This window comes from Bartonella sp. MR90HLJMH (assembly GCF_042194115.1).
Taxonomy (GTDB): domain Bacteria; phylum Pseudomonadota; class Alphaproteobacteria; order Rhizobiales; family Rhizobiaceae; genus Bartonella; species Bartonella grahamii.
This window is the reverse complement of the sequence record NZ_JBHIMM010000002.1, coordinates 265,503-279,668: the sequence shown is the minus strand read 5'-3', so window position 1 is coordinate 279,668 and position 14,166 is coordinate 265,503. Positions and strand designations below refer to the sequence as shown.

Annotated in this window: 11 protein-coding genes; 6 read left to right on the top strand and 5 right to left on the bottom strand. The window is 38.2% G+C overall.

Annotated elements, in window-relative coordinates:
- Positions 1–373: 373 nt before the first annotated feature.
- Positions 374–2,359, top strand: coding sequence for a M23 family metallopeptidase (locus ACFIJ9_RS02490; RefSeq protein ID WP_375635655.1), 1,986 nt, complete (start codon positions 374–376; stop codon positions 2,357–2,359).
- A gap of 839 nt (positions 2,360–3,198) precedes the next feature.
- Here the strand turns inward: ACFIJ9_RS02490 and ACFIJ9_RS02485 are convergent.
- Entirely contained in the window at positions 3,199–4,626 is a 1,428-nt protein-coding gene (locus ACFIJ9_RS02485; protein WP_375635654.1) for a sensor histidine kinase, read from the bottom strand.
- A gap of 3 nt (positions 4,627–4,629) precedes the next feature.
- Between ACFIJ9_RS02485 and ACFIJ9_RS02480 the strand changes: the two genes are divergently transcribed.
- Positions 4,630–4,767, top strand: a complete 138-nt coding sequence (locus ACFIJ9_RS02480) for a hypothetical protein (RefSeq protein ID WP_375635653.1) — start codon at positions 4,630–4,632, stop codon at positions 4,765–4,767.
- Between the two features lie 83 nt (positions 4,768–4,850).
- Here the strand turns inward: ACFIJ9_RS02480 and ACFIJ9_RS02475 are convergent, their stop codons facing one another.
- Together ACFIJ9_RS02475 and ACFIJ9_RS02470 are read right to left on the bottom strand one after the other, a co-directional pair.
- The gene (locus ACFIJ9_RS02475; RefSeq protein WP_375635652.1) at positions 4,851–5,405 is read right to left on the bottom strand and encodes an RNA polymerase sigma factor; all 555 of its coding nucleotides are present in this window, start codon (positions 5,403–5,405) and stop codon (positions 4,851–4,853) included.
- A 7-nt stretch (positions 5,406–5,412) separates the two neighbouring features.
- On the bottom strand, positions 5,413–5,616 hold the full coding sequence (locus ACFIJ9_RS02470; RefSeq protein ID WP_375635651.1) for a NepR family anti-sigma factor: 204 nt from the start codon (positions 5,614–5,616) through the stop codon (positions 5,413–5,415).
- Positions 5,617–5,784: 168 nt separating this feature from the next.
- Here ACFIJ9_RS02470 and ACFIJ9_RS02465 point away from each other — a divergent pair, with 168 nt between their 5' ends.
- From ACFIJ9_RS02465 to ACFIJ9_RS02450, 4 genes are all read left to right on the top strand, one after another.
- The gene (locus tag ACFIJ9_RS02465; protein WP_015856822.1) at positions 5,785–6,579 is read left to right on the top strand and encodes a response regulator; all 795 of its coding nucleotides are present in this window, start codon (positions 5,785–5,787) and stop codon (positions 6,577–6,579) included.
- Positions 6,580–6,601: 22 nt separating this feature from the next.
- Complete coding sequence (locus tag ACFIJ9_RS02460) at positions 6,602–7,615, top strand: sensor histidine kinase (protein ID WP_375635650.1); 1,014 nt, start codon at positions 6,602–6,604, stop codon at positions 7,613–7,615.
- 1,192 nt (positions 7,616–8,807) lie between these two features.
- A complete protein-coding gene (locus ACFIJ9_RS02455; RefSeq protein WP_375635665.1) occupies positions 8,808–9,173 on the top strand; it encodes a hypothetical protein in 366 nt (121 codons plus the stop codon).
- 44 nt (positions 9,174–9,217) lie between these two features.
- Positions 9,218–9,667, top strand: a complete 450-nt coding sequence (locus tag ACFIJ9_RS02450) for a hypothetical protein (protein ID WP_375635649.1) — start codon at positions 9,218–9,220, stop codon at positions 9,665–9,667.
- Between the two features lie 1,051 nt (positions 9,668–10,718).
- On the opposite strand, the gene ACFIJ9_RS02445 is transcribed toward ACFIJ9_RS02450, so the two are convergent.
- Positions 10,719–11,477 carry a DUF4167 domain-containing protein gene (locus tag ACFIJ9_RS02445; RefSeq protein WP_375635648.1) on the bottom strand — a complete coding sequence of 253 codons (759 nt, stop codon included), beginning with the start codon at positions 11,475–11,477 and terminating at the stop codon, positions 10,719–10,721.
- Positions 11,478–13,161: 1,684 nt separating this feature from the next.
- The gene (locus tag ACFIJ9_RS02440; protein WP_375635647.1) at positions 13,162–13,605 is read right to left on the bottom strand and encodes a hypothetical protein; all 444 of its coding nucleotides are present in this window, start codon (positions 13,603–13,605) and stop codon (positions 13,162–13,164) included.
- Positions 13,606–14,166 lie beyond the last annotated feature (561 nt).

Sequence of the window (14,166 nt, the reverse complement as noted above, 5' to 3'; positions counted from 1 at the left end):
ATCATTTTTTACTTTTTTTTAAAATAAAATAACATAAACAACTGGTTGTATTTCAATACATTACACTAAAATAAAAATAAAACATGAAAACAGAAAGAGTTAAAGGGAGCATGGCGCCTTTAAAGTAAAATATAGCACCCCATTGCAATGCATAAAAATAGGAAGTGCCTAAGAATGGATTAATCACAATAACGCTTGTTTTATGTTACTTTAATAAGGAAATTTTTCTGCACAGGTACGATTCATAAAGACATTACTGTATAAAGAGAATTCGTATGATCTGTAATTTGTAAAAAGAATCAAATTCTTGTAGAAACATGCTAAGCTATGCTAGCTTTCTTTATTTAATATTGAAAAAGTACTCTTAAAATCTATGTGGGATAACGAACAACAAAAAAACGATCCCGGACAGGACCCTGCTCTTGTCGTTAAACGCTTGCGTCCTGCGCGCCGACAAGTTTCGGCCCGTTGGCTTACGGGAACCGTTCTGACAGGAATCACTTCCTGCATTCTTATGGGTATTGCACTTTTTACGGCTCTTGATGAACAACAGCGATTGGTAACCCCTCCACAATGGTTTACAAAAGAAAACCTCTCCCATACACAAGATCCTGAGGCCAATGGGTATAAAGGTGATCGTATTTTTCCCACCCATGCACGACAAAGCTTTGACAGCAAACGTCAATTTGAACTATCGATTCTGCAAAAAAAAGGCGATGAACAAGTTATTCAAACACAACATTTTGAATGGATTCGTATGGCTTTAGCCGAAAAGCGCCCCCAGAAATATAGCTATCCAAAATTTGATTCTTTAAGCATTCTTGCCAGTGATTCGAAAAATCAAAGCGCCAAACCACAAGATTCTGGACAGATTTATGGAGCAAAGGTTGAAACAAAAATCACCTTACGCAGCTATGATTTTAAGGTAAATCAATTCGATTTTGACAACAACGATACGCTGACAGATGAAGAGGCACAACAAGAAGTGCAAAAAGCTGGATTTACTTTAGAAAAAAGTACCGAACTTCTTTCAGTTCTCACATTGATTGATCCTTTAAAATTAGAAGATGCATCCACTGATTCCCAAGGTACAGAATCCCCTGAAGTTCGCATTGTTCAAGAAAATGTAACCGTTTCTCCTCAAAGTCACCGTATCGATCTGACAAAAAACTATGTTGAAGATATTATTCCTATTCGTAAAAAACAAAAGATAGCCGATGCTTTCAAAAAAACCAGTTATACAAAAAAGCAAATTGAACAGGTTGTAAAAACGCTAGAAAAAATGAGCCTTTCCGATACCCTTAAAGAGGGAAGTCTTTTACGCATTGGTATTGTGACACAAGCTGGTGAAGAAGACCATCTCGTACGCGCAAGTATCTATCAAGGGATGTATCATGTTCTCACCATTGCGCTGAATGATAAAGGCCAATTCATTGAAAGCACAGAGCCTAAAATGTCTAAAGCTCTTAAAACGGCTTTTCAAAATGGTATTCCGCATTCTTATATCAATAGCGCGCAATTACCAACAGCTTATGATGCACTCTATAATGCCTTGCTAAGCCATAATATATCACAATCTCTCTCTCATCGTCTTATTCGTCTGCTTGCCACCAATATTGACATGAAAAGTCCGATAACCCCCAATGATCAAATCGAAATATTTTATGCCGTACCACAAAGCGATAAAGAAAACCAAAACGGCAAAAAGAACTTGAAAGCAAAGGAAGCATCCAAAAACACTGATCCAGAAATTCGTTATATTAGCGCAACTTTTGGAAATACAACTTATAAATATTACCGTTATCAATTAAAAGATGGAAGCGTTGATTATTATGATTCTGAAGGGAGGAGTTCAAAGCCTTTCTTGCTGCGCAAACCCACACCAAATGGGATTTTTGGCTCCCCCTTTGGTCCACGCAAACATCCTATTTTAGGCTATGTTCGCATGCATACGGGAGTTGATTGGGTTGCTCCTAAAGGATCACCCATTATTGCTGTAGGAGATGGTATTGTCACAAGAGTAGGCGTAACAGGTGGCTATGGAAATCACACGGAAATTCAACACGCCAATGGATATATCAGCAGTTATTCACACCAAAGCCGTTATGCACCAGACATCAAACCAGGCGTGAAAGTACGACAAGGACAAATCATTGGGTATGTTGGAACAACAGGAATGGCAACCGGTCCCCATTGTCATTTTGAAATCATTGTCAATGGCGTCAAAGTTGATCCCATGCGCATCCGTATACCGGATAGCAAAGCCTTAACCAATCAAGACCTACAAACATTCCTACAAGAAAAAAACAATATTGATTCTTTGATCAACAGCCCGATACCCCCCTCCGAAGAGACTTAAAGCATAAAAGCATCTGCATTTTTACAACTCAAAACATCTAAAAAATATGCTTTAGCGCTTATTTTTCTCAAAGAGATTTTCGCACTTTAAACATCTATAAAGAATACGCCGAAATATGCCACCACCCAAGGTCGCATAACAATGATTAAAAATAAAACGCCCTCCCCTTTGCATGTTTATGCATAATAGAAAAGTGCAAAATATGAAACCCAAAAAGGCTAACTCTTCTTGTTTGTTTCATCAAAACGATAAAAATCCCTTTGTTTTCCATGCAATAAAATTTTAATCAAAGGTGAGTTTTTCTAAAGATGAAGATTCTAAAACCCATATCATTCTATAAACAACCCGACTTCTTGTTGAAGAGATTCCACCTAATGCTTATGCTGTTCATAGCCCTAAAGGACGGTGTTTCATAGACTTTATGAGCAAGTTATCCTTAAGAATATTCGTTACACACTTTTACAAAAACACCATATATTTAAAGTTTTACATGCCTTACAAAAAATAACAAAACTTGAAAAAACAATCTCTTCGCAAAGAAATAGAGCTTACTAATATAAGTATTATTGATTTAAAGGAGCTCTTATTCAAAATAAATTTAAATTTTAACTTAAGCACTTAAAAGCTATAAAACATACAAAAAAGGAGAATTTTGAAAGCCTATAATCGGAGTCAACAAAGCGAAAAACAAAAAGACAAAAAGATGAAGAAGCAATGTTGCTTCTCTTGAAGACAATTGACAATCTGATGTAAATGGTGCTGTATTCGCGTTATCTAAGTCATATTTTATTCTCATTTTTATTAAAACGAACAAGCAGAGAGCAAAGAGTTTATCCCTTTTAAAAATCAGTCAGAGCTTTTTTTGAACTCTTCATGCGTAGTTTTGGCAAAGGAATGACAACCTTTGTGCCTCCTAAAGCAGAAGTTTCAAACAGAGGTTTTTCACCAAATTGCATACAGAGCTGTTCCACGACCACACGACCAAGTCCTGTTTTTTGTTCTAAAGTTTGGCTTTTCATTCCCACGCCATCATCCTCTACAATGAGCATCAATTGTCCATCTTTCTGGGGACCAAAAGAGATATAAATATGACCGGTACGTTGATCAGGAAAGGCATGTTTTAAGGAATTTGTCAGCAGTTCACCAAGGATAATTCCAAGTGTTGTCGCATCTCTTGAAGACAGGCGACAATCTTTAAAGTTGGTGTGAATAGTGATGTTTTCACGCAATTCAAAAGGGACAGCCAATTCGACATCATGCACAACAGAACTGAGAAACTCTGCCAAAAAAGTCGTTTCCATATCATCACTTAAGCGCAAACGACGATGTGCTGTAGAAATTGTCTGAATACGATCGCGTGCAGCTCCTAGAACAGAACGTACCTCTTCATTTTTGCTCCGGTTTAACTGGAGCCCCAGCAAAGAAGACACCGTCCCAAGAGAATTGCCAATGCGATGGCTTGCATCCTGCAACAATATTTCAACCCGTTGGCGTTCTTTTTCAGCGTGATTGCGTGCTCTTTCTAATTCTTGTGTTCGTTCTTTCACGCGGGCTTCCAGAGCGATATTTTCGCTATGAAGCAGCAATTGATACAATTTTAAAGAGCGTACATCACGATGAAAACGATTAATAACAAAATAGGCAGAAATAAAAGTACTCACAACGGAAACAATAGCCGCCAATGTCAAAGCAGCCCGCATCAATGCAATACCCTCACGCTGTTTTTGTCGCACCACATCATCCCCATTAATAAAGCTTGTCATCAATTGAGCTAAACGTGCCACAGGAATCTTTGATACTTCAAAAGAGGCAGCCTGAGAAGGTTGTTCAGGAATCGCATCAAGAGCATGCATATGGGCATTCATAAATGCTTTTCGTGCTTCAACCTCTTTTTTAAAAGCCGTAAACCATTCATCCCATTGTGGATGCGCATAAACAATAAGTGCGATATAATCGAGAATATCCCCCAACTCCCGCTCTGCATTTTCAAAACGTATTTTATCTTCCACCTTGCGCGTTTTTGCATAGCTGCGATCAGCAACAGCCATATCAATCAAGCTAATAAGGACCAAATCAGCCTGTTCGCGTAATTCTGAACTTGTATTCAACTGTGCGACTTCTCGATCAACGGCATTTGAAAGCAACATAATAAAAACCGATGCCAAAAGAGCCATAACAAGAGAAACAACAATCGCTACCCACCGCCAGCGTGATATCGTTGCATCAGAAGAAGGCATTTGAGGCATCAAATTTGTTTTTGTTGTCATAGAATGTCCATTGGCGAACTTGAAAGTCGTCATTTTTCAGCACAAAGGAAGGCAACCTTATGGAACATAAAACCTAAAGCCCGTGGGAAAGTTTATACAGGCTTTTCTTATGTTCCTAAGGATACACGCCAAACACTCTGAATTTCCTCAGATACTGACTTTACTGTAATAGCTATAACGGGAATAAAAAAAACAAGGCTATCGATCATAATTATTATGCTTTTTTAGCCGTTAAATGAACACAATGTACTTCCAGCTGAATAAGAATCAGGACCATAATCAGACTCACCATCCACCTTGAGAAGTTCTTGTAATCGATTACGCGCCCTGCTCACACGGCTTTTAATGGTTCCAACAGCACAACCACAAATAGCCGCAGCATCTTCATAAGAAAACCCCGATGCGCCAATGAGAATAATGGCTTCTCTTTGATCGGCAGAAAGCAAATTTAAGGCTTTTTTGAAATCTTGCAAATCAAGCGATCCATATTGAGCAGGATGAACAGCGACATTTTGAGTAAACACGCCATCGGTATCTTGAACTTCTCTTCCCTTTTTACGCATTTGACTGTAAAATTCATTGCGCAAAATGGTAAAAAGCCAAGCCTTAAGATTGGTTCCCATCTCAAAACTATCTTGCTTAGCCCATGCCTTCATAACAGTATCTTGGACCAAATCTTCGGCTTTATCCTGCTTGCCACTTAAAGAAACAGCAAAAGCTCGTAAAGCCGGCAACACCGAAAGGAGTTCTTGTTTAAAGTTTTTCGCGCACTTTGACATAAAGGATTCAAACCTTTTCCACATTGTTTAAGCCAAATTGCTCTGCGCGCTCCAACTTCTCTAAAAGCTCGAGCAAACACCGCGGCAGTGCTTCTTCTTGAATTTCCATGTAAAATTGACGTAACTTCCGTGCTATTTCGCTATTGACCCCGAGAAGATCATCTCCAACTGTAAATTGTGTGGTGAGATTTTTTTCATCACGGTTGTTCATTTTTCATCCCCCTAATCCATATAATATCAGTAGCACCGCGAAGAATTTTTCGCCTTATGGTTGTAAATATGGCTATCGGTAAAAAGTTCCATACAAATCAAGGAACTTTTTTATCTGTTGAGAATTTCAACCAACAAAATGCTTGAAAGATCAAAGGAGTTATAAATTATGTCATTATCAACGCGCATTGCCCCGCATCTTCCCTATCTTCGGCGTTTTGCCCGCTCTGTCACCGGTAGCCAATCCTCTGGCGATGCTTATGTGTCAGCGATGTTGGAAGCACTCATTGCCGATATCTCCATTTTTCCCAAAGCATCCAGTGACCGAATTGGTACCTATTGGCTTTTTTGCCATCTTTTTGACCAAACCACACCGAACATCCCTGAACCCCTGCCCCAATTTGGTCTTGAACAAAAAACCAGTGCCAAATTATCCTATCTCACGCCCCGTGCGCGCCAAGCATTTTTGCTCATTGCCGTTGAAGGATTTCATGAACAAGAAGCCAGCGAAATCATGAATCTGGATACGAAAGAATTTCGTAAGCTTCTCAACCAAGCATCCATTGATATTTCTCAACAAATTGCCACTGAAGTAATGATTATTGAAGATGAACCTCTTATTGCGCTTGATATTGAGCAAATGGTAGAAAGCTTAGGTCATCATGTTGTGGGAATAGCGCGCACGCGTGATGAAGCTGTCATCATGTATCATAAGAAAAAACCACGGTTGATTTTGGCTGATATTCAATTAGCCGATAACAGTTCAGGTATTGACGCGGTCAACGAGATTTTGAAAAATGACCGTATACCGGTGATTTTCATCACGGCTTTTCCCGAAAGGCTGCTGACCGGCGAACGTCCAGAACCAACTTTTTTAGTGACCAAACCTTTTAACCCTGATATGGTGAAAGCGCTTATTTCCCAAGCTTTATTTTTTCAAGAGAATGCTTCTAAAGCGGCTTAGAACAGAGTAACATCTTAAAATTATGATCGTTACGCCTCTTTCAAAGCCTCCCATGGATAGATCTCATATGAGTGCGCTCATGCAAGCGATTCGTGGTGCTGATATTTGTGTTCTCTATCAGGCAACAAATCTGGTTTATTTATGGGCTGAAAACTTGCCACACCATTTGCACAATAAATGGCGGGTTGGGTGTCGTGACAGCGACTTTTTTTCGCTTGACCTTGCAGACAATATGGAAACCATCAAACTGCAAGTTTTAGCGAGTGGCAAAATGCAAACTGTTGAAGCACGTTTTGAAGATACAAAAAAACAAGAGATTTGGTATAAATTTTCTATTGATTGCCATCGTAATGATAACGGAGACATTATCGGTATTATCACCACCGGTGTCAATATTTCCGGTTTACGCCGCCGTGAACAAGTGCTCAAAATCCTTCTTCGCGAGGTCAGTCACCGTTCTAAAAATCTTCTAGCGATCATTCAAAGTATTGCCAGCCAAACCGCCCGCTATACTGAATCTCTTCAGGTTTTCTTACGCAAATTTCAAGGTCGTCTTCATTCTCTTTCTCATTCTCAAGATCTGATCACTGATTCCGATTGGCGTGGCGCTCAATTTCGCGAATTGGTCCAAATGCAGGCTTTAGGCTATTTTATGAAAGAAACAGAACGTTTTTCACTTGAAGGCGTAGATCCTTATCTTTTTCCCAATGCCGCTTTGCATATTGGTTTGGCTTTTCATGAACTAATTGTAAATTCTCTTTCTTTTGGAGCCCTTTCCCAAGAAAAGGGTAGCATCTGTGTACGCTGTGAAATCGAAACAAAACTGAATGGCAAAACGCAACTTATCATCACTTGGCATGAAAATTTTGAATCCGACATCCCCCCCCCAAACAATAAAAAAGCCTGTTTTGGTAGTGCCGTTCTCGAAAAAATCGTTCCCATTTCCGTGAATGGTTCCGCTTTCCTCAAATTGACAAAAGAAGGAATTGTCTATTGCCTCTCTGTTCCTGATACTTATTTTGATATTTTTTCTTAAAAGAGCATTTCAAATAACAAACAAGAGAAGTTTTCCCTTTTCAGCAAAATTTCTCATCTATTTTATTAAGCACAAAGATATTTTCCAGCCTCTTTAAACCAACCACTATGTCCCCCAATAGTTCCCCAAAACCTTAACGATGAAAACTTAAGCCATATAAACTCCATTCCCGCTGTCAATCAACTTTCATCCCTTATAGAACCGCATATTTTAAGAGAGAAACCAAAACAATGAAGAGTAAACCGTTTCAGCTTTTATATGCCAAATAAAAGCGAACCTATTACCTATCTCTTTTTGTGTAACTTTCGCAATGCGCATACAATTCCATTTTGGCAGAATATAAAATTTCAAGGAGTAAAGCTAACATCCATCATCACTCTTCAGCTTTACGGGACTAAAGCATCCACGACAACAACAATTAACTGATGAAATTACACATTTTATGCTTTTATTTATCGCATTCTTTAATGGAGATATCCTCTTCAGGTACAATAGGACATCCTAAAACAGAATACACTTGTGTTTTTCATTCACGCACTTTTTTAATATTTCCCAGCGCATCCACGCTCATTTCAAAACAGTGTCTGTAAATAAAATATAATAGCCCCCGTAAAGTGAACCATCAAGCACGCCCCTTTTTACTCCACATCCTTCTTTACCTTCATACCTCTTTTCACTTCATAAAAGTAGTAGCTGAGCATTATCATACCCTTTGTCCCTCATGTTGCAACAGCCATTGACCTTTGAGAGCGTTCATAAGGGGCATTTTAGTCTTTTTTCAAATATTTCTCACCAACACAAAGCCCACACACAGCCTTTTATGACGTGCAAGCCAATGACTTTGATTAATTCACTATAGACCGGCATCTCAAAGGGGGAACGGACATCTCAAAGGGGGAACGGACATCTCAAAGGGGGAACGGACATCTCAAAGGGGGAACGGACATCTCAAAGGGGGAACGGACATCTCAAAGGGGGAACGGACATCTCAAAGGGGGAACGGACATCTCAAAGGGGGAACGGACATCTCAAAGGGGGAACGGACATCTCAAAGGGGGAACGGACATCTCAAAGGGGGAACGGACATCTCAAAGGGGGAACTAAAAAACTGTAAAAACGTTTAACGGTGAAGAAGCCCCTAGGCTGACAAATTGGAGCCCATGCTGTCAACCTCTCATTTGGAAAATAATTGATGAATCCCCTTGTTTTTATCCTCTTATTAGTTTCATGTACAGATGATTTCAATAGTTGCTATTCGAACAATACAATGGTTAAAATCTATCCAACGGCTCAAGCATGTGAACAATCCATGATACCGTCCACAAAAAATTTTGCATTTTCTGGACAACAAATTTTTGCCCAATGTATAGACGTCCATGCAGATTTACATCAACAAGAAGTAAAATTGATCTGGTCTGTAACAAACCGTGGAAATTTCCTGCTTAAAAGCCAAAATGAAAATAACAAGATATCTACAGTCCAGAAAGAAGGTATTTTACCAACATCGCTTCCTCTTTTGCATTCTTCTTCCACAAACCTCTTGCACAAAAAACTTTAAAAGCATAAACCCATCAGATCTCAAAAAAATAATCAATGAAAGACATGATGGATAATAAGCGAATGCAACCTTCAAAAGACCATCACACAGAGCAAAACTCTCTGCCTCAAGATCTCCCTTTAGATCCTGCTGTAGAACGAGTGAGAAAAAAACTTATGGGTTTAATGATTATTTCCGTTTTAATAACGCTTTTCCTTATTCTAACCGTACTGTTTTTAATTGTTTATAAAGTGGTCGCAACCGGATCAGCGCCAAAACAAACAGAGTTATCTTCCTCTCCCAGCAAAACCCCACACGTTATCAATCATACGCTCTCTCTACCGGAAAAAACACAGATTTTGTCGCAAAGCCTCTCAGAACACAATATTGTACTGAAAGTTTTAACCCCTGATAGACAAACAAAATTTATGATTTACAATTATCACACTGGTGCATTAATCGCCGTTCTTTCTGTTGAAACAAAAAAAGAAATATCGGAAACAATGCCTCATTAAGCAAACTAATATCACCACAAGCGCTTACATAGCATCCTTCAGGTTTAAACATTTTCCTCTGCTTCAAGATACGATCACTTGGGCGACGGCGCGTTTTTCTCTGTATCTCCTGACCTAATCTTGGAAAAGAAGAAACCTTTCTATCAACGCATTCCCATGCTTAAGCAAACTGACATCGCTTAGGAAAATTCTAATGAACGTACAAGAAAGACATCTTCTTGAGTGCAAAAATTCAACATATTAATTTAATAGTGATCATTTATTTTACATGTCGAACGAGAACCTCAAATACTGTAGGATTCTCCCCTTTCAAATCTGTTCATGAGAAACTGAATCAAAATCATTTGCTCACATATCCCAGCAAGGAAATGGATGAATAAAAATACCTCTTATGAATGATCCGGTATCAAAAGAAGAACTGTTGCAACATTGAAAATTAAAGCTATAACGCCCAGCTTACATCTTTTATTAAGCAAAGATAACCGATGGATTTCACATGATAGAATTCATGAGCACCATCGCAAAATGGGCATAAATACATTGAACAATATTAAATATAAGTGTCAATAAATAAAACAACGACATTGCGTTCTTTATACAAGAACTGTCTCTTAAAATACACGGATGTGCTTTTCTCTGTATTCCCTCACTTAAATCCCAGCAACGAGGCAATCTTGTCTGTCGACACCCTTCGTTAAGTTCCTAGGACTGACCGTGAAAATTCAAAGAAAGCGCAAAAAGCTTCTTGAGCATATATAATTTACCATCATGATACCAATAACATCATCACAAGCGCTTACACAACATCCTTCAGGTTTAAACATTTTCCTCTGCTTCAAGATGCGACCACTTAGGCAACGGCGCGTTTTTCTCTGTATCCCCTTACTTAAATCCCAGCAAAGGGGCAATCTTTTCTGTCAACACCCTTCGTTAAGTTGCTAGTACTGACCGTGAAAATTCAAAGAAGCGCAAAAAGCTTCTTGAGCATATATAATTCACCATCATGATACCAATAACATCACCACAAGCGCTTAAACAGCACCCTTCAGGTTTAAACATTTTCCTCTGCTTCAAGATTGACTACTCGGCGACGGCGCGTTTTTCTCTGTATTCCCTCACCTAATCCAGGCAACGAAGAAACCTCTTTTGTTGCTGTTGATGCATCTCCATTGCTCGTGCTTTCTGCTGTTGTAAGTGAAAGCTCAAGAGATGATTCATCTTGTTGGGTCCGTACAGTACGTCGACGGGGAGAACGGCGTGTTTTTTTGACAGGTTCAACATTTTTCTCAGAGTGACAGTGCTCTTGATCCGTTTTTTCATCCGATAGAGCCTCTAAAGCATTTTCACGCGCATCCCCATTTTGCGTTTTAGCATATTGGCCATTACCATTTTTTTGCGACGGCATCTGTAATACATCTGTATCACCCTCGACAGTATCCTTTTTTTCACCGTCAAGATTTATTTCACCGCATTCTTGCTCGTTGTTTTCATCACGATTTTCATCACCACGATTTTCATCACGTCGAACCGATTGAGACATTTGCCCAGCTGCTGCTAAAATAATACGCAAATAGTGCTCGGCATGTTGTAAATAATTCTCCGACATAACACGATCACCCGCACCTTGTGCATCACGCGCAAGGCTTATGTATTTATCGGCAATTTGCTGAGCATTCCCGCGAATTTTAACATCCGGACCGCTGCTTTCATAATTGCGAGACAACGGATTAGGACCGCGACGATTATTATTGTTATTACCATTATTGTTATTATTGCGACCGCGTACCCGTCTATTTTGTTGTGGCCTCATCTTTATCCCTTTTTGGAGTGTTTGTCTTAATGTATGTCTTAATTGACTCTTCCTCATTGCATTACCTTTTGATAATGCTAATCATTTTTAACATACGGTTATCAAGCTATCCGCGTTTATTTTACTCAAACGAACCCTACTGATATTGATAAAAGCATATATTTTCTTGAAAATCACAAAACAGCAGGGAAATCGTAAATCAAAAATTCCCTCTTTCTCTGTTAAACAGCAGAAACCTAATGATGTTCACATAAAATGCCAAGTGTTTTTTTTAAAATAAACCATATTTCACTAAAAAAATAATTATCTTGTGGAAAACAAAAAGGAAAACACACATACAACATACCTGACAAAGAAAAATTCCTGCCAGAGAATATTAGAAGCTTCCTTTTTTGCTCTAAAACCACCGCTCCTAAAAACGCCGATACCCTCTACCCCCTCGTGCATTTAACTCACAAGCACTTCCATCCCAACGAGTCACTGCGCGAACCTCTTTATCCTATGATATATAGCCTCTCTTCATCGCTAAAGCAACCCCTTGCGAGCGATAATCCACGATCGCTTCACAAAACCTCTTGATTTTTATAGATAGATTAATACGAAATATTATTCAAGCCCTATAATCACCAAGAGATTAATCTTCTTTCCTAAATAAGCCAGATACTATCAATTTCTATTTTAACCCATGGAGTTTTTAAATTAATCACAGTTTTTATTTATAACAAATTGAGCTTAAAAAGCAAAATATTTAAATACAAAAAATATCAAATTATGAAAAAAATGACCAATATGTCACACTTTCCTAAAAATCAGCTTCTTCTCAAAAACATGCTCTCCTCAAAAACTATCAATAAGAATGGCATAACGCATTTCCTCTCTTATCTTTTCTGATAAAGAAAACTGGAATTATAAAACAAGCACATTTGTAAACCCAGCACAGCACTTTACGCATGAAGCAGCCTTGAATGTTTATAAAAGGAATGTTTCTTTTTTACTCATTTTTGTCATTTCTATTGACTTACGCCCTCAAAGAACGAAGGTTCTCAAGTCACACTGCTCTGTCAACAATCAAAATTCTTGTAAAATTCGTACACTGAATTGATTTATAATGATCATTCATATTTTTTGTGTTGAGTAAGAAAACTTAATACCCTAGGATTTTTCATCCTCAATTTGTTTGCTATTGAATCAATCTCTTTTTCTTTCATGTTACACACGGAAAAGCCTGTGTGGAGTAAAAACGATAAAGAAAGGCTAAAAGTGCCTCTTATGAACCATCTCTAAGGCTCAAGGGCTGTCAGCAAACACCATTGAAAGCTCGCAAAGTGTAAGTGCTACTTGGGGCTTACTCTTGTTTGAAACGTAAAGATGAACATGCTCTATAAATTTTATACACTTCATGGGGGCTTTACCATTATACCCTTCACCAGAACCATTACGAAATGGATTTCCCACACCTGTTATTTCCCTTAAAAAAGCTCAACAAATCCTCCTAAAACTCCACCACGCCCCCTTAAACATTTCAAGGAGGCATCCATGCCTTATGTCGCCACATCTTAAATAAGAAGTGTGATATAACAAGATAAATAAATCAAATTGCTATTGGTCTCGAGGCAGATCGTAATTTAAGAGGTTTTTATCTTCTCATCAAAATTCGCATCCTTTTAACTTTCCGTATAAAAACTTAAAAGTAATTGCGTCTTTTGCCTTTTTTATTTTCTTTTTCATTGAGAAAACAATCGCGTAAGAGAAAATAATTTCCATCCCCAGGTCGTACCAACGTCAAACATTGTTTTTTTGCAGTATCAGAAAGCTGATCCCACATTTCACGAATAGCAAAATAGGCCTCACTTTCCAAATTAAGACAATGCTGATAGACTTCTCTTTTCATATCGGGCATAACGGAAGCAGAAATTTCCTTACAATATACACGCAGATCAAAAACAGGAATAACCAATTCAACGGGTGCTTGTTGTGTTATTTTTTTATGAGAAGAAAAATAACTGATCACCTTTGCAACAACAAAACACAAAATCACTACACAAAAAAGTATTATGCAAACAAAAGCAATCTTGCGATATAATCTTTTGAAATAAGCCTTTTGCCTTGCACGGATTCTTTTTTCCATAAAGATTGTACCCTTTAACATCCCAAGAGAAGCTTTTACAGCAAAAAATGATAGAAGCATCTGTATACACAATACAGGTTATAGCGGCAAACGATCAAGACTCTTATGTCAAAAGACTCTCTTTTTTTATCGTATAAAATTTTTGTGAAACACTTTTCTCATGCCCTTTATGAAAAAATAGGGATTATAATTTTCTTTCATCACCTTAAAAGACGAAGATTCTTCATCCATGCAGCTCTATAAACAATTCGTCTTCTTTAAGATATATCACATTGATTTATAAAGATTATTTATTGTTTTGCATATTGAATGAGAGACCCGAATACCATAGGATTTTTCATCCTCAATCTGTTTGCTGTTGAATAAAACTCTTTTTCTTGCATGTTACACGCGGAGCTGGCATGTGGATTAAAAACTGTACAAAAAAGGCATATACCTCTTATGAATCGTCTCACGAACCAAGGCTTTCGTAACATTGGGAGTTGGAAAAATATATGAGAATACCAACCTGCACTTTTATGAAGCATAAAGATGAGGGAGATACCTTATAAGTTTTATCCA

What these genes read in the sequence shown, in the direction of transcription:
- ACFIJ9_RS02475 (WP_375635652.1), bottom strand. Translation starts at nt 5,405, where the DNA reads ATGTCAAAGTGCGCGAAAAACTTTAAACAAGAACTCCTTTCGGTGTTG.
- ACFIJ9_RS02460 (WP_375635650.1), top strand. Translation starts at nt 6,602, where the DNA reads ATGATCGTTACGCCTCTTTCAAAGCCTCCCATGGATAGATCTCATATG.
- ACFIJ9_RS02465 (WP_015856822.1), top strand. Translation starts at nt 5,785, where the DNA reads ATGTCATTATCAACGCGCATTGCCCCGCATCTTCCCTATCTTCGGCGT.
- ACFIJ9_RS02455 (WP_375635665.1), top strand. Translation starts at nt 8,808, where the DNA reads ATGAATCCCCTTGTTTTTATCCTCTTATTAGTTTCATGTACAGATGAT.
- ACFIJ9_RS02450 (WP_375635649.1), top strand. Translation starts at nt 9,218, where the DNA reads ATGATGGATAATAAGCGAATGCAACCTTCAAAAGACCATCACACAGAG.
- ACFIJ9_RS02490 (WP_375635655.1), top strand. Translation starts at nt 374, where the DNA reads ATGTGGGATAACGAACAACAAAAAAACGATCCCGGACAGGACCCTGCT.
- ACFIJ9_RS02440 (WP_375635647.1), bottom strand. Translation starts at nt 13,605, where the DNA reads ATGGAAAAAAGAATCCGTGCAAGGCAAAAGGCTTATTTCAAAAGATTA.
- ACFIJ9_RS02480 (WP_375635653.1), top strand. Translation starts at nt 4,630, where the DNA reads ATGTCCATTGGCGAACTTGAAAGTCGTCATTTTTCAGCACAAAGGAAG.
- ACFIJ9_RS02445 (WP_375635648.1), bottom strand. Translation starts at nt 11,477, where the DNA reads ATGAGGCCACAACAAAATAGACGGGTACGCGGTCGCAATAATAACAAT.
- ACFIJ9_RS02470 (WP_375635651.1), bottom strand. Translation starts at nt 5,616, where the DNA reads ATGAACAACCGTGATGAAAAAAATCTCACCACACAATTTACAGTTGGA.
- ACFIJ9_RS02485 (WP_375635654.1), bottom strand. Translation starts at nt 4,626, where the DNA reads ATGACAACAAAAACAAATTTGATGCCTCAAATGCCTTCTTCTGATGCA.